Source organism: Rhizobium sp. 25PS6, from assembly GCF_032464655.1.
Lineage (GTDB): Bacteria > Pseudomonadota > Alphaproteobacteria > Rhizobiales > Rhizobiaceae > Rhizobium > Rhizobium laguerreae.
In genome coordinates this window covers 19,014-38,541 of sequence record NZ_JAWDIV010000002.1, presented here as the reverse complement: position 1 = coordinate 38,541, position 19,528 = coordinate 19,014, and the positions used below count along the sequence as shown (strand labels likewise).

Annotated in this window: 20 protein-coding genes, 1 pseudogene and 1 riboswitch; of the genes and pseudogenes, 14 read left to right on the top strand and 7 right to left on the bottom strand. The window is 61.3% G+C overall.

Features of this window, described 5'->3' with window-relative positions; all coding sequences use genetic code 11:
• The 8 genes from RWK44_RS02810 to RWK44_RS02775 all read left to right on the top strand — a co-directional run bounded on the left by RWK44_RS02810 (position 1) and on the right by RWK44_RS02775 (position 8,057).
• Positions 1–2,217 (top strand): primosomal protein N', encoded by a 2,217-nt coding sequence (locus tag RWK44_RS02810; protein WP_168283380.1) that lies wholly within the window; start codon positions 1–3, stop codon positions 2,215–2,217.
• Between the two features lie 80 nt (positions 2,218–2,297).
• Positions 2,298–2,687 (top strand): AGROH133_08824 family phage infection protein, encoded by a 390-nt coding sequence (locus RWK44_RS02805; RefSeq protein ID WP_168283381.1) that lies wholly within the window; start codon positions 2,298–2,300, stop codon positions 2,685–2,687.
• A gap of 255 nt (positions 2,688–2,942) precedes the next feature.
• A complete protein-coding gene (locus RWK44_RS02800; RefSeq protein WP_222061779.1) occupies positions 2,943–3,509 on the top strand; it encodes a F0F1 ATP synthase subunit delta in 567 nt (188 codons plus the stop codon).
• Positions 3,509–5,038, top strand: a complete 1,530-nt coding sequence (gene atpA / locus RWK44_RS02795) for a F0F1 ATP synthase subunit alpha (RefSeq protein WP_168265461.1) — start codon at positions 3,509–3,511, stop codon at positions 5,036–5,038. Before RWK44_RS02800 ends, atpA begins: the two co-directional genes overlap by 1 nt.
• 28 nt (positions 5,039–5,066) lie before the next feature.
• A complete protein-coding gene (locus tag RWK44_RS02790) occupies positions 5,067–5,951 on the top strand; it encodes a F0F1 ATP synthase subunit gamma (RefSeq protein WP_131663229.1) in 885 nt (294 codons plus the stop codon).
• A 23-nt stretch (positions 5,952–5,974) separates the two neighbouring features.
• Positions 5,975–7,411 carry a F0F1 ATP synthase subunit beta gene (atpD, locus tag RWK44_RS02785; RefSeq protein WP_003543464.1) on the top strand — a complete coding sequence of 479 codons (1,437 nt, stop codon included), beginning with the start codon at positions 5,975–5,977 and terminating at the stop codon, positions 7,409–7,411.
• On the top strand, positions 7,411–7,650 hold the full coding sequence (locus RWK44_RS02780) for a hypothetical protein (RefSeq protein WP_003543462.1): 240 nt from the start codon (positions 7,411–7,413) through the stop codon (positions 7,648–7,650). The genes atpD and RWK44_RS02780 overlap by 1 nt, the downstream gene beginning before the upstream one ends.
• A complete protein-coding gene (locus tag RWK44_RS02775) occupies positions 7,650–8,057 on the top strand; it encodes a F0F1 ATP synthase subunit epsilon (RefSeq protein ID WP_131663230.1) in 408 nt (135 codons plus the stop codon). The genes RWK44_RS02780 and RWK44_RS02775 overlap by 1 nt, the downstream gene beginning before the upstream one ends.
• A gap of 154 nt (positions 8,058–8,211) precedes the next feature.
• Here the strand turns inward: RWK44_RS02775 and RWK44_RS02770 are convergent, their stop codons facing one another.
• From RWK44_RS02770 to RWK44_RS02740, 7 genes are all read right to left on the bottom strand, one after another.
• On the bottom strand, positions 8,212–8,949 hold the full coding sequence (locus RWK44_RS02770) for a sugar transferase (RefSeq protein WP_131663231.1): 738 nt from the start codon (positions 8,947–8,949) through the stop codon (positions 8,212–8,214).
• Between the two features lie 167 nt (positions 8,950–9,116).
• Positions 9,117–10,337 (bottom strand): acyltransferase family protein, encoded by a 1,221-nt coding sequence (locus tag RWK44_RS02765; RefSeq protein ID WP_168283382.1) that lies wholly within the window; start codon positions 10,335–10,337, stop codon positions 9,117–9,119.
• Between the two features lie 121 nt (positions 10,338–10,458).
• A complete protein-coding gene (locus RWK44_RS02760) occupies positions 10,459–11,469 on the bottom strand; it encodes an ABC transporter substrate-binding protein (protein WP_168283383.1) in 1,011 nt (336 codons plus the stop codon).
• Positions 11,470–11,545: 76 nt separating this feature from the next.
• A complete protein-coding gene (locus RWK44_RS02755) occupies positions 11,546–12,349 on the bottom strand; it encodes an ABC transporter ATP-binding protein (protein WP_168283384.1) in 804 nt (267 codons plus the stop codon).
• Positions 12,346–13,152 (bottom strand): ABC transporter permease, encoded by an 807-nt coding sequence (locus tag RWK44_RS02750; protein WP_168283385.1) that lies wholly within the window; start codon positions 13,150–13,152, stop codon positions 12,346–12,348. The genes RWK44_RS02755 and RWK44_RS02750 overlap by 4 nt, the downstream gene beginning before the upstream one ends.
• Positions 13,153–13,163: 11 nt before the next feature.
• Positions 13,164–13,772, bottom strand: a complete 609-nt coding sequence (locus tag RWK44_RS02745) for a YkoF family thiamine/hydroxymethylpyrimidine-binding protein (protein WP_221946035.1) — start codon at positions 13,770–13,772, stop codon at positions 13,164–13,166.
• A riboswitch (TPP riboswitch) is annotated at positions 13,763–13,876 on the bottom strand. It overlaps the preceding gene by 10 nt.
• 162 nt (positions 13,877–14,038) lie before the next feature.
• The gene (locus RWK44_RS02740; RefSeq protein ID WP_077977810.1) at positions 14,039–14,638 is read right to left on the bottom strand and encodes an NADPH-dependent FMN reductase; all 600 of its coding nucleotides are present in this window, start codon (positions 14,636–14,638) and stop codon (positions 14,039–14,041) included.
• 82 nt (positions 14,639–14,720) lie between these two features.
• On the opposite strand from RWK44_RS02740, the gene soxR reads away from it, so the two are divergent.
• From soxR to RWK44_RS02710, 6 genes and pseudogenes are all read left to right on the top strand, one after another.
• Entirely contained in the window at positions 14,721–15,185 is a 465-nt protein-coding gene (gene soxR / locus RWK44_RS02735; RefSeq protein ID WP_168283387.1) for a redox-sensitive transcriptional activator SoxR, read from the top strand.
• Positions 15,186–15,296: 111 nt separating this feature from the next.
• Positions 15,297–16,067, top strand: a complete 771-nt coding sequence (locus RWK44_RS02730; RefSeq protein WP_168283388.1) for an SDR family NAD(P)-dependent oxidoreductase — start codon at positions 15,297–15,299, stop codon at positions 16,065–16,067.
• Between the two features lie 26 nt (positions 16,068–16,093).
• Positions 16,094–16,258 (top strand): annotated as a pseudogene (locus RWK44_RS02725) (ArsR/SmtB family transcription factor); the annotation flags it as partial.
• Positions 16,259–16,449: 191 nt separating this feature from the next.
• Positions 16,450–17,343: a LysR family transcriptional regulator gene (locus RWK44_RS02720; RefSeq protein ID WP_020051954.1), complete on the top strand. Its 894-nt coding sequence runs from the start codon at positions 16,450–16,452 to the stop codon at positions 17,341–17,343.
• A 135-nt stretch (positions 17,344–17,478) separates the two neighbouring features.
• Positions 17,479–17,958: a formate dehydrogenase subunit gamma gene (locus RWK44_RS02715; RefSeq protein ID WP_168283389.1), complete on the top strand. Its 480-nt coding sequence runs from the start codon at positions 17,479–17,481 to the stop codon at positions 17,956–17,958.
• On the top strand, positions 17,955–19,511 hold the full coding sequence (locus RWK44_RS02710; RefSeq protein WP_168283390.1) for a formate dehydrogenase beta subunit: 1,557 nt from the start codon (positions 17,955–17,957) through the stop codon (positions 19,509–19,511). Before RWK44_RS02715 ends, RWK44_RS02710 begins: the two co-directional genes overlap by 4 nt.
• Positions 19,512–19,528 lie beyond the last annotated feature (17 nt).

Sequence of the window (19,528 nt, the reverse complement as noted above, 5' to 3'; positions counted from 1 at the left end):
ATGAGCACAGATTCGTCCGATCTCTTTGGCGCGCTTTTCGAGGCACCGCCCGCGAACCGAACGGTTCCGGTGCTGGTGCCGATGCCGGCGCCGAAACCCTATTCCTATTCGGTGCCGGATGGCATGGCGGTCGAGCCCGGCTCGGTCGTGCAGGTGCCGCTCGGCCCGCGGCAGGTGATCGGCGTCGTCTGGGACGGCGGCGAGGACGGCGTCGATCCGAAGAAGCTTCGGCCGATCAGCCATGTCTTCGACTGCCCGCCGCTTGCCAGGGAGATGCGGGATTTCATCGATTGGGTGGCGACCTATACGCTCTCGCCGCCCGGCCTAGTCGCCCGCATGGCGCTGCGGGCGCCGAACGCCTTCGAGCCGGAACCGATGGTGGAAGGGTTGAAGCTGGTTGGCGGCGAACCGGAGCGGATGACGCCGGCGCGCGCCCGGGTCCTCGCTACCGCCTCCGACGGTTTTTCCTGGACACGCAGCGGTCTTGCCCATGCGGCAGGTGTCTCGACGAGTGTCGTCGACGGGCTGATCACGCTGGGCATCTTCGAGACTGTATTCCTGCCGCCGCCGCCGGTCGTAGCGATGCCGGATCCGGATTTTGCCGCAGCACGTCTCGAAGGGCCGCAGAAGCAGGCGGCCGAAGAGATCGTTTCCGATGTCCGCAGATGCGAATTTTCGGTGTCGCTGATCGACGGGGTGACCGGTTCCGGCAAGACAGAAGTCTATTTCGAGGCGATTGCCGAGACGCTGAAACGCGGCAAGCAGGTGCTGATCCTGCTGCCGGAGATCGCGCTGACGGCCAGTTTCATGGAGCGCTTTCAGGACCGCTTCGGGGCAAAGCCGGCCGAATGGCATTCCGATCTTGCGCCGCGTATGCGCGAAAAGGTCTGGCGCCAGGCGGTGACCGGCGAAGTGCGCGTCGTGGCGGGCGCCCGCTCGGCGCTCTTCCTGCCCTTCGAGGATCTCGGCCTGATCATCGTCGACGAGGAACACGATCCCGCCTACAAGCAGGAGGATCGCGTCTTCTACAATGCTCGCGACATGGCCGTCGTGCGCGGCCGCATCGGCGATTTCCCCGTCATCCTGGTGTCGGCGACGCCGTCGGTCGAAAGTCAGGTCAACGGCCAGAGCGGCCGCTACAGCACCGTCCACCTGCCGACGCGTTTCGGCGATGCGGCGATGCCGGACCTGCATCTGGTCGATATGCGCAGGCACGCGCCGGAGCGGGGCGGCTTCCTGTCGCCGGTGCTGATCCGGGCGATCGGCAAGACGGTGGAAAAGCGCGAACAGGCGCTGCTGTTTCTCAACCGGCGCGGTTATGCGCCGCTGACGCTCTGCCGGGTCTGCGGCCACCGGTTCCAATGCCCGCAATGTTCGAGCTGGCTGGTGGAGCATCGTTTCCGCAAGCAGCTGCAATGCCATCAATGCGGCCATGCCGAGCGCACGCCGGAGGCCTGCCCGGAATGCGGCACGCTCGACCATCTCGTCGCCTGCGGGCCAGGCGTCGAGCGCATCGCCGAGGAGGTGGAACGGCATTTCCCGGAGGCGCGAACGATCGTTCTCTCGTCCGATATCATGGGCGGGGTGAAGCGGCTGCGGCTGGAGCTGGAAGCGATCGCCAAGGGCGAGGCCGATATCGTCATCGGCACCCAGCTCGTCGCCAAGGGCCACAATTTTCCGCTGATGACGCTGGTCGGCATCGTCGATGCCGATCTCGGCCTTGCCAATGGCGACCCGCGCGCGGCCGAGCGCACCTTCCAGCTTTTATCGCAGGTGACGGGCCGGGCCGGGCGCACCGGCCTCAAGAGTCATGGGTTGCTGCAGACCTACCAGCCGCAGCATCCTGTCATGCAGGCGATCGTTTCCGGCGATTCCGACGCTTTCTACGAGCGCGAGATCACCGAACGCGAACGCGCCCTGTTGCCGCCCTTCGGCAGGCTCGCCTCGATCATCGTTTCGGCCGAAACCCGCCACGACGCCGAAAACCACGCGCGCGGCATGCGCAACGCCGCGCCGCAGGTGTCGGGCATCTCGGTGCTCGGCCCGGCCGAAGCGCCGCTCGCGCTGGTGCGCGGCCGCCACCGCTTCCGTCTGTTGGTGCACGGCCGGCGGAACTCTGACATGCAAGGGTTCCTGCGGGCGATGCTGTCGCAATCGCCCAAAGAGCGCGGATCGGTGCAGGTGCAGCTGGATATCGATCCGCAGAGTTTTCTCTAAATCAAATAAGGCCGCCATTCCCTCCTTTTTCGGCGCATGCCATAAAACACTGATTCATCCGGGTGATTTGGGGCTGACGCATGGAGTTTTACTTTCCGACCGAGTTTGGCGAGCAGCTTGCCTTTTGCTCCGCCGCTTTCACGGCGCTCGCCGGCTTCATCATGATGTTCGCGCCGGGCCAAACTTTCCGTCTTCTCGGTCTGCAGGCGCAGGAGGGGCGGCCGGAAGGCTTCGGCGAGGGGCGCTCGATGGGCGGTTTCTATCTCGGCTTCGGGCTGTCGGCGATCATGCTCGCCCAGGACTGGATCTATATGGCGCTCGGCGCCTCCTTCGCGATGGCTGCCTTTGCCCGCGTCATCTCGATCCTGTCCGATAAGGGAAGTAATCTCGTCAACTATTTACTCCTGGTTGTGCAGATCGCTTTGGCGGCGCTACCGCTGCTCTACGTTTTCGGCTTCATCCAGACGTGACTCTCGCTGCCGGCAGACGGCGTCTTCGGCCTGCTTTCAGGCCATTGCGCGATTTTGCAGACAGAAATTCATGTGAAAGGCGTATTCGGGCATTACGCGTGTTGCGAGTCCGAACATCCTATGTTAGACGGACCCCGAATTTCGGAAGAAGCAAGAGGCTTCTCTTGTGATTTCTGGGGGAAATCAAAACGAATTCAAGATCATAGGTTCGGCGCCCGCCGAGAGCCGGATTTTGGGTTGAAATCAGGGAAATTTGTGCCAGTGGCAGACACGTCCCAGCTTACTTCTGGTGTTGCAGAGCGCTATGCCTCGTCGCTTTTCGAATTGGCGCTCGAGCAGGGCGCCGTCGATAGCGTCACCGCCGATCTTGACCGTTTCCAGGCGATGCTGGATGAGAGCGCCGATCTGAAGCGCTTCGTCGCAAGCCCGGTTTTTTCCGCTGAAGACCAGCTGAAGGCGATCGTCGCCATCAGCGAGAATGCCGGCATCAGCGGTTTCTTCGCCAATTTCCTGAAGGTCGTGGCGCGTAACCGCCGCCTGTTCGCCCTGCCGGGCATGATCAAGGCCTTCCGCATCATCGCCGCGAACCATCGCGGTGAAATCTCCGCCGAGGTCACCTCGGCGCATGCGCTTTCGCAAGCGCAGGAAACCGAATTGAAGGTGGCACTCAAGAGCGTTACCGGCAAAGACGTGACGATTGCCGTCACGGTTGATCCGTCAATTCTTGGTGGTCTGATCGTGAAGGTCGGGTCCCGTCAGATTGATACGTCTCTTCGTACCAAACTCTCTACCCTTAAGCTCGCATTGAAAGAGGTTGGCTGATGGATATCCGCGCCGCGGAAATTTCCGCAATTCTCAAAGACCAGATTAAAAATTTCGGCAAAGAGGCAGAAGTCTCGGAAGTCGGCCAGGTTCTCTCCGTCGGTGACGGTATCGCTCGTGTCTATGGTCTGGACAATGTCCAGGCCGGCGAAATGGTCGAGTTCCCGGGCGGCATCCGCGGCATGGCGCTGAACCTCGAATCCGACAATGTCGGCGTCGTCATCTTCGGCTCCGACCGCGACATCAAGGAAGGCGACACCGTTAAGCGGACCGGCGCCATCGTTGACGTTCCGGTTGGTCCGGAACTGCTCGGCCGCGTCGTCGACGCGCTCGGCAATCCGATCGACGGCAAGGGCCCGATCAATGCGACGCGCCGTTCGCGCGTCGACATCAAGGCTCCCGGCATCATTCCGCGCAAATCGGTTCATGAGCCGATGTCGACCGGCCTCAAGGCCATCGACGCGCTGATCCCGGTCGGCCGCGGCCAGCGCGAGCTGGTCATCGGCGACCGCCAGACCGGTAAGACTGCGATCCTTCTCGATGCCTTCCTCAACCAGAAGGCTATTCACGACAACGGTCCGGAAGGCGAAAAGCTTTACTGCGTCTACGTCGCCATCGGCCAGAAGCGTTCGACCGTCGCACAGTTCGTCAAGGTGCTCGAAGAGCGCGGCGCGCTGAAATATTCGATCATCGTCGCCGCCACTGCTTCCGATCCGGCGCCGATGCAGTACCTGGCCCCGTTTGCCGGCTGCGCCATGGGCGAATACTTCCGTGACAATGGCATGCATGCGCTGATCGGTTACGACGACCTGTCCAAGCAGGCCGTTTCCTACCGCCAGATGTCGCTGCTGCTGCGCCGCCCGCCGGGTCGCGAAGCTTATCCGGGTGACGTTTTCTACCTGCACTCGCGCCTGCTTGAGCGCGCTGCGAAGATGAACGATGACATGGGCGCCGGTTCGCTGACGGCTCTGCCGGTCATCGAAACGCAGGGCAATGACGTTTCGGCCTTCATTCCGACCAACGTGATCTCGATCACCGACGGCCAGATCTTCCTTGAAACCGACCTGTTCTATCAGGGTATCCGCCCGGCCGTGAACGTCGGTCTGTCGGTTTCCCGCGTCGGTTCGTCGGCACAGATCAAGGCGATGAAGCAGGTTGCCGGCTCGATCAAGGGCGAACTCGCCCAGTATCGCGAAATGGCCGCCTTCGCCCAGTTCGGTTCGGACCTTGACGCTGCGACACAGCGCCTGCTGAACCGTGGTGCACGCCTGACCGAACTCCTGAAGCAGCCGCAGTTTTCGCCGCTGAAGACGGAAGAGCAGGTCGCCGTGATCTTTGCTGGCGTCAACGGCTATCTCGACAAGCTGCCGGTCGCTTCGGTCGGCAAGTTCGAGCAGGGCTTCCTCTCATATCTGCGTTCGGAAGGCTCTGCCATCCTCGACGCGATCCGCACGGAAAAGGCAATCAGCGACGATACCAGGGGCAAGCTCACCGCTGCTCTCGATAGCTTCGCAAAGTCTTTCTCGTAATCAGGCCCTAAGTTAGGACGGATCACGGATGCCTTCACTTAAGGATCTGAAAAACCGGATCGCCTCCGTCAAGGCGACGCAGAAGATCACCAAGGCGATGAAAATGGTCGCCGCGGCGAAGCTTCGGCGTGCGCAGGAGGCGGCCGAGGCCGCCCGGCCTTATTCGCAGCGCATGGGTGTGGTTCTGGCGAACATCGCCAAGGCCGTCACCGATGCCGACGGCGCACCGACGCTGATGACCGGCACCGGCCAGGACAAGGTCCATCTGCTGGTGGTCTGCACGGCCGAGCGTGGTCTTTGCGGCGGTTTCAACTCGCAGATCGCACGCTTTGCACGCGAACATGTCCGCAAGCTGCTTGCCGAAGGCAAGACGGTGAAGATCTTCACCGTCGGCAAGAAGGGTCACGACATCCTTCGCCGCGAATTCGCCTCGCTCATCATCGAGCGCAAGGAATTGCGCGACGTCAAGCGCGTCGGCTTCGAGAATGCGGACCAGATCGGCAAGCGCATCATCGAGATGTATGCTGCTGGCGAGTTCGACGTCTGCACGCTGTTCTATTCCGAGTTCAAGTCGGTGATCAGTCAGATTCCGACGGCGCAGCAGCTCATCCCGGCTTCAACGGGAGCTGTGCAGACCGAAGATGCCGCACATGCAGGCGCCGTCTACGAATACGAGCCGGATCCGGCATCGATCCTCGAAGATCTGATCCCGCGCAACATCTCCGTCCAGATCTTCCGCGCGCTCCTTGAGAACGTCGCAGGCGAGATGGGCGCCAAGATGAGCGCTATGGACAATGCGACGCGTAATGCCGGTGAGATGATCAACAAGCTGACGCTGAGCTATAACCGCCAGCGTCAGGCGCAGATCACCAAGGAACTCATTGAAATCATTTCGGGCGCGGAAGCGCTCTGAGGCTAGGAAAAGAGGGTCAGAAAATGGCTGAGGCAGCTACCCCCAAGATCGGCTCTGTCGGCAGAGTCACCCAGGTTATCGGCGCCGTCGTCGACGTTGCGTTCGAAGGCGAACTGCCGAAGATCCTGAACGCGCTGGAAACCAGTAACAACGGCAACCGCCTGGTTCTCGAAGTTGCGCAGCACCTTGGCGAAAATGTCGTCCGTACGATCGCGATGGATTCGAGCGAAGGTCTCGTCCGCGGCCAGGAAGTCGCCGATACCGGCGCTCCGATCATGGTTCCGGTCGGTAACGAGACGCTCGGCCGCATCATGAACGTCATCGGTGAGCCGGTTGACGAAGCCGGTCCGCTGGTCACCGCTCACAAGCGCGCCATCCACCAGGATGCACCGTCCTATGTCGAGCAGTCGACGGAATCGCAGATCCTCGTCACCGGCATCAAGGTCGTCGATCTTCTGGCTCCCTATGCACGCGGCGGCAAGATCGGCCTCTTCGGCGGCGCCGGCGTCGGCAAGACCGTTCTGATCATGGAGCTGATCAACAACGTCGCCAAGGCGCATGGTGGTTACTCGGTTTTCGCAGGCGTCGGTGAACGCACCCGCGAAGGCAACGACCTCTACCACGAAATGATTGAATCGAACGTCAACAAGCATGGCGGCGGCGAAGGCTCGAAGGCGGCACTTGTTTACGGTCAGATGAACGAACCGCCGGGCGCCCGCGCCCGCGTCGCCCTGACCGGCCTGACGGTCGCCGAGCACTTCCGCGACCAGGGCCAGGACGTTCTGTTCTTCGTCGATAACATCTTCCGCTTCACGCAGGCAGGTTCCGAAGTGTCGGCTCTGCTCGGCCGCATCCCGTCGGCCGTCGGTTATCAGCCGACGCTCGCAACCGACATGGGCCAGATGCAGGAGCGCATCACGACGACGACGACCGGCTCGATCACCTCGGTCCAGGCCATCTACGTTCCGGCCGACGACTTGACCGACCCGGCGCCGGCGACCTCGTTTGCTCACCTTGACGCAACGACGGTTCTGTCGCGCTCCATCGCTGAAAAGGGCATCTACCCGGCGGTCGATCCGCTCGACTCCACGTCGCGCATGCTCGACCCGATGGTCGTCGGCGAAGAACATTACGACGTCGCCCGTAAGGTGCAGTCGACGCTGCAGCGCTACAAGGCACTGCAGGACATCATCGCCATCCTTGGCATGGACGAACTGTCCGAAGACGACAAGATTGCTGTCGCCCGCGCCCGCAAGATCGAGCGTTTCCTGTCGCAGCCGTTCTTCGTCGCCGAAGTCTTCACAGGTTCGCCGGGCAAACTGGTTGCTCTGGAAGACACGATCAAGGGCTTCAAGGGCCTCGTCAACGGCGAATACGATCACCTGCCGGAAGCTGCCTTCTACATGGTCGGCTCGATGGAAGAAGCGGTCGAAAAGGCCAAGAAGCTCGCAGCTGCTTAATGAGCGATGCGCTAGACGAGATATTCTGCTGCGACTCCTTGAAAGGGGTCGTGGCGGATCTTCCGGAACCAGCAGCGCCGACCGTCTATCGCGCCGATAATGGCGTGCTGATGATGGTGGTGGGTCTGGTCCAGAGCGAGGAAGGCCTCGGTTATCTCGACCAAGCGATAATGCACTGCCCGTTTTGCGGGACTAAATTGCAAGATGCGAAAGCCATAGCCGAGAAGGTAAGTCACTGATGGCTGACAATTTCAACTTTGAGCTCGTTTCGCCGGAGCGTCTGCTGCTGTCGGAGATGGTGACCGAGGTCGTCATCCCTGCGACTGAAGGCGAGATGACGGTCATGGCAAACCATGCACCGACGATGACGACGATCAAGCCGGGCGTCGTGAGCGTGCGTTCGGCCTCCGGCAAGAAGCAAGACTACGTCGTGTTCGGCGGTTTTGCCGATATCCTGCCGACCGGCTGCACATTGCTTGCCGAATCCGCGGTTCCGGTCGAGGAACTCCAGAAGGACGAGCTGACACGCCGCATCGATGCTGCCCGCCAGGAACTCGAACATGCCGAATTGCATGAGCACAAGTCGAAGCTTGAGCACTTCATCATGGAAATGACGCATCTGCGCGGCGTCGTTCAACAGGATTGATCGCAACCGGTTGCGACGAGATGAAAGGCGGCTGCGACAGCCGCCTTTTTTCATGGTGGGTGGAAGTCCCATCGTAAGCTGGTCATAGCGAGCGAAGAGAAGCGGGTAGCTTGAAATGAAGAAGCGGCCGATAGGCCGCTTTGCCGGGATCGTCTCAGAAGCCGGTGCCGCCGCGCAGCTCGATGACGACCGTCTTGAACAATATCTTCAGGTCGAGCAGCAGGCTGAAATTCCTGACATAATAGATATCGCAGGCGATGCGAGCGCGGGCTGCCAGCGGCCGCGCCGTCGGTCCGCGCCAGCCGCGCGTCTGCGCAAGGCCGGTGATGCCGGGGCGCATGATGTGGCGGTAGTGGTAGTCCGGCACCAGTTCCTCGTAGAGCCGACCGGCTGCCCGCATATTGATGGCGTGGCAGCGCGGCCCGACCAACGACATCTCACCCCTGAGAACGTTGAAAAGCTGCGGCAGTTCGTCGATATTGGTCTTGCGGAGCAGCGCGCCGATGCCCGTCACCCGGCTGTCGCCCTTGACGGTCTGTTGAATGCCGCTCGGGTCGCAAGCTTCCGCGCGCATCGACCGGAACTTGAAGACCGTGATCTTCCGGCCGTTCAGCCCCCAGCGGATCTGGCGGAAAAACACCGGACCACCATCGTCGAGTTTGATGAAAAGAGCGATTGCCAGAAAAAGCGGCGCCAGAACGATGAGAGCGCTGACTGAGGCGACGATGTCGATCAACCGCTTCACGCCCAGCCGCACAGCCATCTTTCTTTCGATAATGGAAAAGCTATCCGGCTGGCGAATGTTGGAGTTCGCTATAACCAGGGTCTTGATTTTGTCGTGACGCTGAGACGGATCGAAGCGTGGATTCGTCTTCGAAGTAAAAGCATTCATTACGCAAGGTCCACAAGTTTATATGCGATACTGAACAACATGGAGACAAATACATGGTCACGTATCGTTTGTCATCGGTATAAATAAGAATTTGATAACCCTAAAGACGCCAAAAATGGGAGTATTCGGCGTTAACCTTAATGCCTGTAGTTGCGATTACCGGAAATTTATACTTTGAAAGGAGTAGCCCGATTGGGTTGACGAGATGTCAGCCGGTTTCCGAAAAGGATCGCCGGTCTTTCCAAGAGGTGGTAGCTGAGGCTTGCGATGAGTAGGATGAGCGCTGCCGCCAGTCCGCAAGATTGCAGCCAGCCGGTGACGACATTTTCAGAGGAAAAGCCGAACGAGCCCCGATCGAGCCTCTGGATCAATAACAGGATGATCTCCTGCCAGATGTAGATGCCAAAGGAGATCTTCGCGATATAGCGTACCGGAGCATTGTCGAGCAGCCTGCCCAGGTGTTGCGAATGGCTGAGCGAAACGAGTGCCGTTGCGACTGCCAGCGGAAAGATTGGAAAGCCGTAGGGGATTTCGAGCCAGCCGTAAGCTTCCGCGGAGCCGCCAAGTGATATGACGAGGCGGTAGGCGGCAATGGCGAGGCCGAGGAGCGCTGCGGCATCGAACCAGGAGGAGCGCCTTCTTGGTAGCATGACCTCGACGCCGGCGGCAAGCGCGCCGAGCGCGAAGACGGCGAAGAAGCCGATCGGATTATATCTCGGCATCCACTCCTTCGCCCCGCCCTGCAGGCCGTACTGCCAGCCGCGTTCGATGTCGTCGAGCGGAAAGACGGTCAGGATCAGCACATGGGCGAGGAGTACGCTCGTGATGACGCAAAGCCAGGCGAAACGGGCAAGCAACGGGCGCTGCCTCAGGAATGGCATACGAAACAGCAGGAGAAAGCAGACCGGCAGGAGCACATAGCTGGTGACCTCGAAGGGAATGGACCAGAGCGGCCCGTCGGCTTCGACAGGAAAAAAGGTGCGCCAATGCCACTGGCTCATGAACAGCAGCCCGGAGACGTAGCGGAGCACAAGCTCAGGCGTTAGCGGCAAGGCAAGCAGCGCCAGGCTGAGCGCGAAGCCGACGGTGGCGGCGAACCAGAAGCCCGGAGCGATGCGCGCCATCCTGCGGATCGCGTAATGCCGCAGGCTGGGCATGTCGCTGCCCGCGTCGAGCGCGCGCCAGAAGGGATGGGCAAGAAGAAAGCCGCTGAGGACGAAGAAGATGGCGACGCCGAAATTGCCGAAGCGGAGGATGTTTGCGGTCGGTCCGAGTTCGTCGGGGATTCGACGCATGTCCAGCCGCAGTGCAAAGTGGTGGGCGAGCACCAGCAGACAGGCCGTCGCGCGCAGAAAGTCCGCTCCGGCCAGTCTCTCCTGTTGTCGCATCCTGCCTCCCCACCTTGCCCAGAGCATGATGCCGAAAAGTGTGAGCGGTTTTCGGACGACATCATGCTCCGGTCTCGGATTTTGCAACGGAAAGCCGCGACGGGCAAGGCAGGCGTTGGGCTCAGTCGAGAAGTTCGTTGGTATAATAGGTGGAAAAATCCGGCTTCTCCTTGAGTGCGGCGCCATTGGCATCGACCAGAATGCCATTCTCCATCAGGAAGCCACCAAGGGCCTCGGCCTTTGCCGGGTCGAGCCTACCGATCACGCCGGCCTCGGATTTCAGAAAGTGCCCCTCGATCAATGCCTTCTGGGAGGCCTTCACCAGTTCCGTATTCATCAGTGCGCCGTTGCTTCCGGAGATCAGCAGGTCGCAGGCTTCGTCGGGATGGTCGACGGAGTAGGCATAACCCTTTCGTGTCGCCTGGATGAAGGCGCGGGCGTGTTCCCGACTTGCGGAGAGATAGGCGTCGCTGGAGACGATGACCGTCGTCTGCTCGTCGGGAATGCCATAATCGGAATAGTGGAAGCGGCCGATTTTCCGGTTTTCCAGTTCGGCGGCGATGCCTTCCCAGGTGTAGATCTCCAGCGTGAAGTCGATCGAGCCATTGTCCAGCGCCTCGTAAGCGGAGGTGCCGAGGGTGACGGTCTTGACGTCGCCTTTGCCGCCATCATTGCGGATCATTGCGGAGATCAGCGCGCTCTCCCAGGTGCCGCCAAAGCCGCCATAGGTCTTGCCGTCGAGGTCTTTCGGGCTCTTGATGTCGTCACGTCCGCCCTTGAAGATCAGGCGTGCGGTTTCCGTCTGGACGACGCCGTAGACCATCTTCACGTCACCGCCGCCAGCGCGCTGCGTGAGGGTCTCGATCTCGCTGCTGATGCCGAAATCGGCAACGCCGTTGGACACCAGCGTTCCGGCGCTGGTATCGGCAAAGGGAAGAATTTCGACATCGAGGCCGGCATCGGCATAGAAGCCTTTCTCCTTAGCGACATAGATGCCGATATGGTTGGTGTTGGGCGTCCAGTCGAGCGCGATGCGGACCTTTGCGGGCGCCGATTGGGCGAAGGCGGTGCGGCCGGCGAGGCTTGCCGCGATGGCGGCGAAGATCGTCTGGCGACGGGTGAGAAGCAGCATGGTGACCTCCTCAGGTCTCTAGGGCATGATGCCGAAAAGTGTGAGCTGTTTTCGGACGACATCATGCTCTAACTCTTTAAATTGAACAGGATTCAGATTTTAGGCCGACCGGCCTAAAATCATCCTGTTCTAGCGGATGAAGCAGGGTTTGCAGGATTTCGGTTTCGATCGCCTGGGCCGCCGGCGAGCCGAGATCGGCAATGCTTCTCGGACGGGGCAGAGGAACGCGGAATTCGCGGATGATACGCGCCGGACGAGCCGAGAGCACGTAGATACGGTCGGAGAGAAACACGGCCTCGCGAACATCATGGGTAATCAACAGCGCCGTCCAGCGGTGTTCGGTCCACATGCCCTGCAGCCATTCCTGGATCTGCGTGCGCGTGAGCGCGTCCAGCGCGCCGAAAGGCTCGTCGAGCAGCAGCATGTCCTGGGTCTGAACGACGGTGCGCAGCAGCGCGGCGCGCTGGCGCATGCCGCCTGACAGTTCGGAGGGATAGTGATGCTCGAAGCCTGCGAGGCCGAAGCGCTCGAACAGAGGCGCGACGGCGGCACGGGCCGAGCGGCGGCTCATGCCGCGCACCTCAAGGCCGAGTGCGGCATTGTCGATGATCCGGCGCCAGGGCATCAGCGCATCGCGTTGCGGCATGAAGGCGAAGGAATGCGGCGCCTGTTCCAGCGGCGCGCCCTTGAAGAGCATGGTGCCGGAATCGGGCCGAAGCGCCTGTGTCAGCAATCTCAGTACCGTCGATTTTCCGGAGCCGGACGGGCCGACGATCGAGACGAACTCGCCGTCTGCGACGGCGAGCGAAATATCGCCCAGCACCTTCATGCCGTCGAAGGACTTCGAGATGTTGGTGAGGTCAACCATTGCATCGCTCATCGGCGCGGCTCCCCGGATGGTTGCCAGGGCATGACGAGGCGCTGGATCATCAGCGTCAACCCGAAGAGGCAGAGCGTCAGCACGGCGCTGACGACGACGGCGGCGAGCACGAGATCGGGGCGGAAGTTGTTCTTGGCGTTGAGGATATAGATGCCGAGGCCGCGGGCGGCGCCGGCATATTCGGCAAAGATCGCGCCGACAACGGCATAGGTGATCGAGATCCGCAGGCCGGCAAAGAAATAGGGCAGCGAGGAGGGAAGCCGTGCCAGACGGAAAATGCGCCAGCGGCTCGCCTTCATCGAATTCAGCAATTCGGCGATGTCGCGGTCGGTCGATTCATAGCCCTGCAGCAAGGCGACCAGCAGCGGGAAGAAGGTGACGAGCGCCACCAGCAGGATCTTCGGCAACAGGCCGAAGCCGAACCAGAGGACGACGAGGGGGGCAATCGCCACCAGCGGCAGGGTCTGGCTAGCAATGAAGATCGGCAGCAATGCCCGGCGCATGAAGGGCACGAAATCCATGAGGATCGAGGCGGCGAAGGCGAAGGCAAGCGACAGGGCGAAACCACCGAGCGTCGCGCCGAGCGTCGGCCAGGTGTTTGATATCAGCGCCTCGCGGTTCAGCCAACCCTGGAGGACGATGCGCGACGGCGCCGGGAGGATGGAAGCTTTTATGCCGGAGAGATCGACGTAGAGTTCCCATGCCGCCAAAAAGGCGCAGCCGGCGAGCAAGGCGGGTATGCCCCGGTAGAGAGCGGTGCGGAGCGCGGCAAGGCGCGATCCCGATGGTGATGGCGGTGTCATCAGCGTTCGATTCAGGCTTTCGTCGGGCTATTCGCGGAAACCGTGATGTCGAGGGTCACATGCCCCGCGGGGTCGCCGAAGCGAAAGAAGGCCTCACGAATGGTGGCGAAGACGGCGCCAGCGTCGCCAGAGAGCCTGGTGCAGAAATTCTTGGCGCGGTCGAAGGTGCCGGAGCGCTTCAGAAAGTCGATGCAGCCATAGATCTCGTCCATATGGGTACCGGTTCCCATGACATAGAGCGAGAATTGCGCAGCGGTCGGCTGTCCAGTTTCGGCGGTGATTTCAACGGCGGCAAGTGCGGCTGTTATACGCTCGGCAAGCGGCTCCGCCTGGCCGAGGGAGGGGTTGACGCCGCAGATGGCGTCGTCGGGCTCGCCGGGGCAGCCGCGTGAAACGGCAGCGGACAGCACGCAATGCTCGCCGGTCTTTGTGGCGGCGACGAAAAGATCGTGCATGGCGGCGAAGAGAATGTCAGGCGGGCCGACCAGCAAAGTGGAGATGTCATCGGTCTCGATGCGCAGCCGGTCGCGATAGGGGTCGAGCGCCGTGACGGCATCGAGAATGATGCCGACGAAATTGTCGGACATCGGATAGAGTGACACTTGTGCGCCTGAGAACATCTGAACCTCGCTCCGCTGGCATTACCCAGATCAGCTTTGAAGGGTCCAGAGGCTTGCGCCTCACATCTCAGCCCCGGCAATACGGAGCTCCCCTGTTATTTGCGCGGAAACTACCACCGGGGTTTTCTCCCCGCAACAGCAAAATTGCGAACCCGTCCGTGCGGTCGGAATGAACCGGATGTGAGGGAAAACACCCGGGCGGAGGATCTGCCCGGGTGTTCCCAATGGTTCCGTACCTGCCGGGAACGGAACCGGAGCTTTCTGGCTTATGCGTACGTCTGAAAAGACGCGCGGCGCTCCATGTCGGCATAGGGACGATCGCTGCGGGCGGTGACGAGCGCTTGCGTCCACCATTCCAGCCTCGCCATCATCCGATCGAGCAAACGCATTGTATCGGCGGGATTATCGAGTTGTCCGTCTGGGTCGAAGCGGTTCCAAGGTGCGGCAAAGCTCACCGAATCGCGGATGGTGACGGCGTGGAGTTCGGCAAAGACCAGCCGCAGCTGTTCGACGGCGCGCAGGCCGCCGGATATGCCGCCATAGGAAACGAAGGCGACCGGCTTGCCCTGCCAGGGCTCGAAGAAGAAATCGATGATCGACTTCAACGAGGCAGTGAAGCTGTGATTGTATTCCGGCGTGACGATGATGAAGGCGTCGGCCATGCCAAGCCGTCCTGCGAGCCTGTCGACTTCGGGATGCGCCATGTCACGGTTGGCCGGCAGTGCGAAATCCAATGGGTCGATGATGTCGATATCAAATTGTGGGAAGCGGATGAGCTCCTGCGTCAGCCATTTGACCACCCGGTCGCAGATGCGGCCCTCTCTCGTGCTTCCGTAGATGACAGCCAGCCTGGTGGGTGTTTGCATGCGTCGCTCCTTATTGCGATTGGACTTTACGATTGCAGGAGCAAGGGTTATAAAACCTCAACTAATCTTGAGGTCAAGAGGCATGGATACAATTCCGGCAGTGCCGCTCGGCAAGCTCCTGACGGTCGGCGAAGTGGCGGAGCGCAGCGGCCTCGCCGTCTCGGCGCTGCATTTTTACGAGACCAAGGGGCTGATCTCGAGCATCCGCTCCCGCGGCAATCAGCGGCGCTATGGGCGCGATGTGCTTCGCCGGCTCGGCATCATCAAGGTGGCGCAGCGTGTCGGCATTCCGCTTTCGGAAATCCAGGCAGCGTTCGAGTCCCTGCCGCAAGGACGCACGCCGACCGTCGCCGACTGGCAGACGCTGTCGGCGCTGTGGAAGGATGATCTCGACGCGCGAATCAGGCGGCTTAGCCTGCTGCGCGACCGTCTGACCGGCTGCATCGGCTGCGGCTGCCTGTCGATCGAAAGCTGTCCGTTGCGCAATCCCTGCGACCGACTCGGCAAGGAGGGGCCGGGCGCGCGGCTTCTGGAGACCGAAAACTAACCCCTGTTTTCGCCGGGAAAGATCGATGCGCGCCTTTCTTTCAGTCGGCGCGCTCATATGTTAAGGGCGAATGACACAACCGGCGGCACTGTCCGCGAGGAGGACGGCTTCGTGTTCCATCCCAGACTGTTCGAAAATCGCAATGTCGTGGTGACCGGCGCCGGCCGCGGCATCGGCCTTGAAGTGGCCCGGCAGTTCCTGGACTGCGGCGCGAAGGTGATCGTCCATACCGGGCGCAAGCCGGGACGCGACCTGCCGGATTTCCTGCTGACGGCTGAATCCGAAAGACGGGCGCTGCTGCTTAATGCCGATTTCTCTGCAGTCGGTGGGGCAGCGCAATTTGCCGAGGATGTTCTCGCCTTTTTCGATAAGGTCGATGTGCTGGTCAACAACGCCGGCACCATGCTTGGTCGTTTTCCCGCTGCCACACTCACCGATGCAGAATATGAGGCGGTCGTGCGGCTCAACCAGACATCGGTGGTGGCGCTGACGCGGGCGCTGCTGCCGGCATTGAAGGCGGCTGGTGGTGCTGCCATCGTCAACACCGTTTCGATTTCGGCGCTGACCGGCGGCAGCCCCGGTTCCTCGATCTATTCGGCCTCGAAAGCCTTCGTTGCGACCTATTCCAAGGCGCTTGCCCGTGAGCTTGCACCGGACGGCGTCCGCGTCAATTGCGTGTCGCCGGGAACGATCGAGACGGATTTCCATGAGCGCTATTCCTCTCGCGAAAAGCTGGAGCAGACGAGAAAATCCATCCCCCTGCAGCGGCTCGGCACGGCGGAGGACTGTGCTCCCGCCTATCTGTTCTTGGCGGCTCCCTCGCTCTCGGGCTACATCACCGGACAGGTGGTCGAGATTAATGGAGGTCAGCTTATCTGCTGATTTGTTTGGACGTTTTTTGACATTTCATCCAGCAGGCAATGGTCTCGCAGCAACTGGCGCGGTTAAGGCTCGAAAGCCTGGTCCATACGCGCCGCCAGGGCAGGCTGGTCTATTACAGCATCGGCAATGTCAGCGTGCTTGCCTTTCTCGAATCGCTGTTCGATCTTTTTCCGGCTGCAGAAAACAGTTAGAGCATGATGCCGAAAAGTGTGCGCGGTTTTCGGACGACATCATGCTCTATTTCTTTGATTTAGATCAGGATTCAGATTTTAGGCCGATCGGGCCTAAAATCATCCTGATCTAGAGATCGCCCTTGCGGAGCACGGCTGCTGCGTCAAAGATGAACTGACCCGGATGATATCATGCCGGATCGGGAGACCGGATGATCGACAAGCTGGAATTCTTCATCGCCCTTGCCAACGAAAAGCATTTTGGCCGCGCTGCGGAGGAGTGCGGGATCTCGCAGCCGACGCTTTCGGCGGCCATCCGGCAGCTCGAGGATCAGCTCGGCGTCATGCTGGTGCAGCGCGGTTCGCGGTTCCAGGGACTGACGCCGGAGGGGCAGCGCGTGCTCGAATGGGCCCGGCGCATCGTCGGCGATGCCCGCACCATGCGCGAGGAGATGCGCGCCGCGCGCCGCGGCCTTTCCGGCCACATCCGCCTCGCCGCCATTCCGACCGCGCTTGCCATGCTGTCGCGCATCACCACGCCCTTTCAGGAGCGGCATCCCGGCGTGACCTTCTCGATCGTCTCGCGGAATTCGCTGCAGGTGCTGAGCATGCTCGAAAACCTCGAAATCGATGCAGGCGTCACCTACCTCGAAAACGAGCCGCTCGGCCGCGTTACGACCGTTCCCCTCTATGCCGAGCGCTATAATCTGATCACGGCTGCCGGCAGCCCGCTATCCGATCGCGACAACGTGACCTGGCGGGAGATCGGCGACCTTCGGCTTTGTCTATTGACTGCCGACATGCAGAACCGCCGGATCATCAACCGCCACTTGACGGAAGCAGGCGCCACAGCGCATCCGACACTCGAATCCAACTCGATGATCGTGCTGTTCTCGCATGTCAGGACCGGACGCTGGGCGAGCATCATGCCGCGCAACGTCGCCAAGTCCTTCGGATTTCCGGTGGAAATCCGCATGATCCCAATCGTTGAGCCGGAGGCGCATCATCTGGTCGGCCTTGTTGCGCCTTACCGCGAGCCCTTCACGCCGCTTGTCTCGGCCTTGCTGCATGAAGCGAGAGTGCTCGTACAAGATGAAGAACTTTGATAGAGAAAACCTATCAAGCAACGAGATAGCTTTATTGATCGCCGGCTGCTTCCCTGAAATGGTGGTTACGGAATAGCACTCGGCTGGGGGAGGCCCGCTATTTCGCAACGAGCAAGCCGCTGGGAGGGCTGCCTTATGACCATTCATATCGCCGAAGGCGATATTGCAGTGCGCACCCGAGCCATCGTCGCCGATCTTCGCTTTCTCGAAGGCCCGCTGCTTCCCATTCTACACGAGGTTCAGCAGGAATTCGGCTATGTGCCGCAGGAAGCCATGCCCGTTATCGCGGAGGAATTGAACCTCTCCCGCGCCGAGGTGCATGGCGTGGTGACCTTCTATCACGATTATCGCGACCATCCCGCCGGCCGGCATGTGCTGAAGCTCTGTCGCGCCGAAGCCTGTCAGTCGATGGGCGGCGATGCGCTGGCCGAACGCGTCAAGGCGCTGCTCGGCATCGATTTTCATCAGACGACGCTCGATGGCGGCGTGACGCTGAAGCCGGTCTACTGTCTCGGGCTCTGCGCCTGTGCGCCGGCGGCGATGCTCGACGGCGAGGTCTATGGCCGGGTCGACGATCAGACGGCGGCGGAACTCGTCGCGGAGGCACGCCGATGACGGTCAGGGTATATGTTCCGCGCGATGCCGCAGCGCTGGCGCTCGGGGCCGAAAAGGTGGCAAAGGCGATTGCCCAGGAGATCGCCGCCCGCGGCTTCGATGCCGAGATCGTGCGCAACGGCTCGCGCGGAATGTTCTGGCTGGAGCCGTTGGTCGAGGTCGAGGTTGCCGGCAAACGCATCGGCTACGGGTCGGTGAAGGCGAAGGATGTGCCTGGTCTGTTCGATGCCGGGATGATTGATGGAGGCGAGCATCGGCTCTGTCTCGGGGAGGTTGAAGACCTCCCGTTCCTCAAGGAACAGACCCGCCTGAGCTTCGCCCGCTGCGGCGTCATCGATCCGCTTTCGCTTGGCGATTACGAGGCGCATGGCGGTCTTGCCGGCCTTCGCCGCGCCATCTTGATGACACCAGTCGATATCGTCAAGGAAATCACCGATTCCGGCTTGCGCGGACGCGGCGGCGCCGGCTTTCCCACCGGCATCAAGTGGAAGACCGTTCTCGATGCCGCTGGTGAACGTAAATATATCGTCTGCAATGCCGATGAGGGCGACAGCGGCACCTTTGCCGACCGGATGATCATGGAGGGCGATCCCTTCGTGTTGATCGAGGGCATGGCGATATCAGGGCTCGCGACCGGCGCGACCAAGGGTTTCGTCTATACGCGTTCGGAATATCCGCATGCGATCTCTGTCATGACCGAGGCCGTCGGCATCGCGCGCCAGGCCGGCATTCTCGGACCATCGGTGCTCGGCTCTGGCCGCGCCTTCGATATCGAAGTGCGCACCGGCGCTGGCGCCTATGTCTGCGGCGAGGAGACGGCGCTGCTCAACAGCCTCGAAGGCAAGCGCGGCATCGTGCGTGCCAAGCCGCCGCTGCCGGCGCATAAAGGGCTGTTTAACTGTCCGACCGTCATCAACAATGTGATCTCGCTGGCGTCGGTACCCGTCATCATGGAAAAGGGCGCGGCCTTCTATCGCGATTTCGGCATGGGCCGCTCACGCGGCACCATCCCGCTGCAGATTGCCGGCAATGTCAGATATGGCGGCCTCTTTGAGACGGCCTTCGGTCTTTCGCTCGGAGATATCGTCGACAGGATCGGTGGGGGGACGGCGACGGGACGGCCGGTCAAGGCCGTGCAGGTCGGCGGACCGCTCGGCGCCTATTTCCCGCGGGCGCTGTTCGACACGCCGTTCGATTACGAATCCTTCGCCGCCAGGGACGGGCTGATCGGTCATGCCGGCATCGTTGTCTTCGACGACACGGCCGATATGCTGAAGCAGGCGCGTTTCGCCATGGAATTCTGCGCCGTCGAAAGCTGCGGCAAGTGCACGCCCTGCCGCATCGGCTCGACGCGCGGCGTGGAGACGGCCGACAAGATCGCTCAGGGCATCGAGCCGGAGAAGAACCGGGCGCTGCTTGCCGATCTCTGCAACACGATGAAGTTCGGCTCGCTCTGTGCGCTGGGTGGTTTCACGCCCTATCCTGTGATGAGCGCCATGACGCATTTCCCGGAGGATTTTTCGCCGGCACCTCTGGTGGAGGCGGCGGAATGACGCGTTTTTCATGGAAC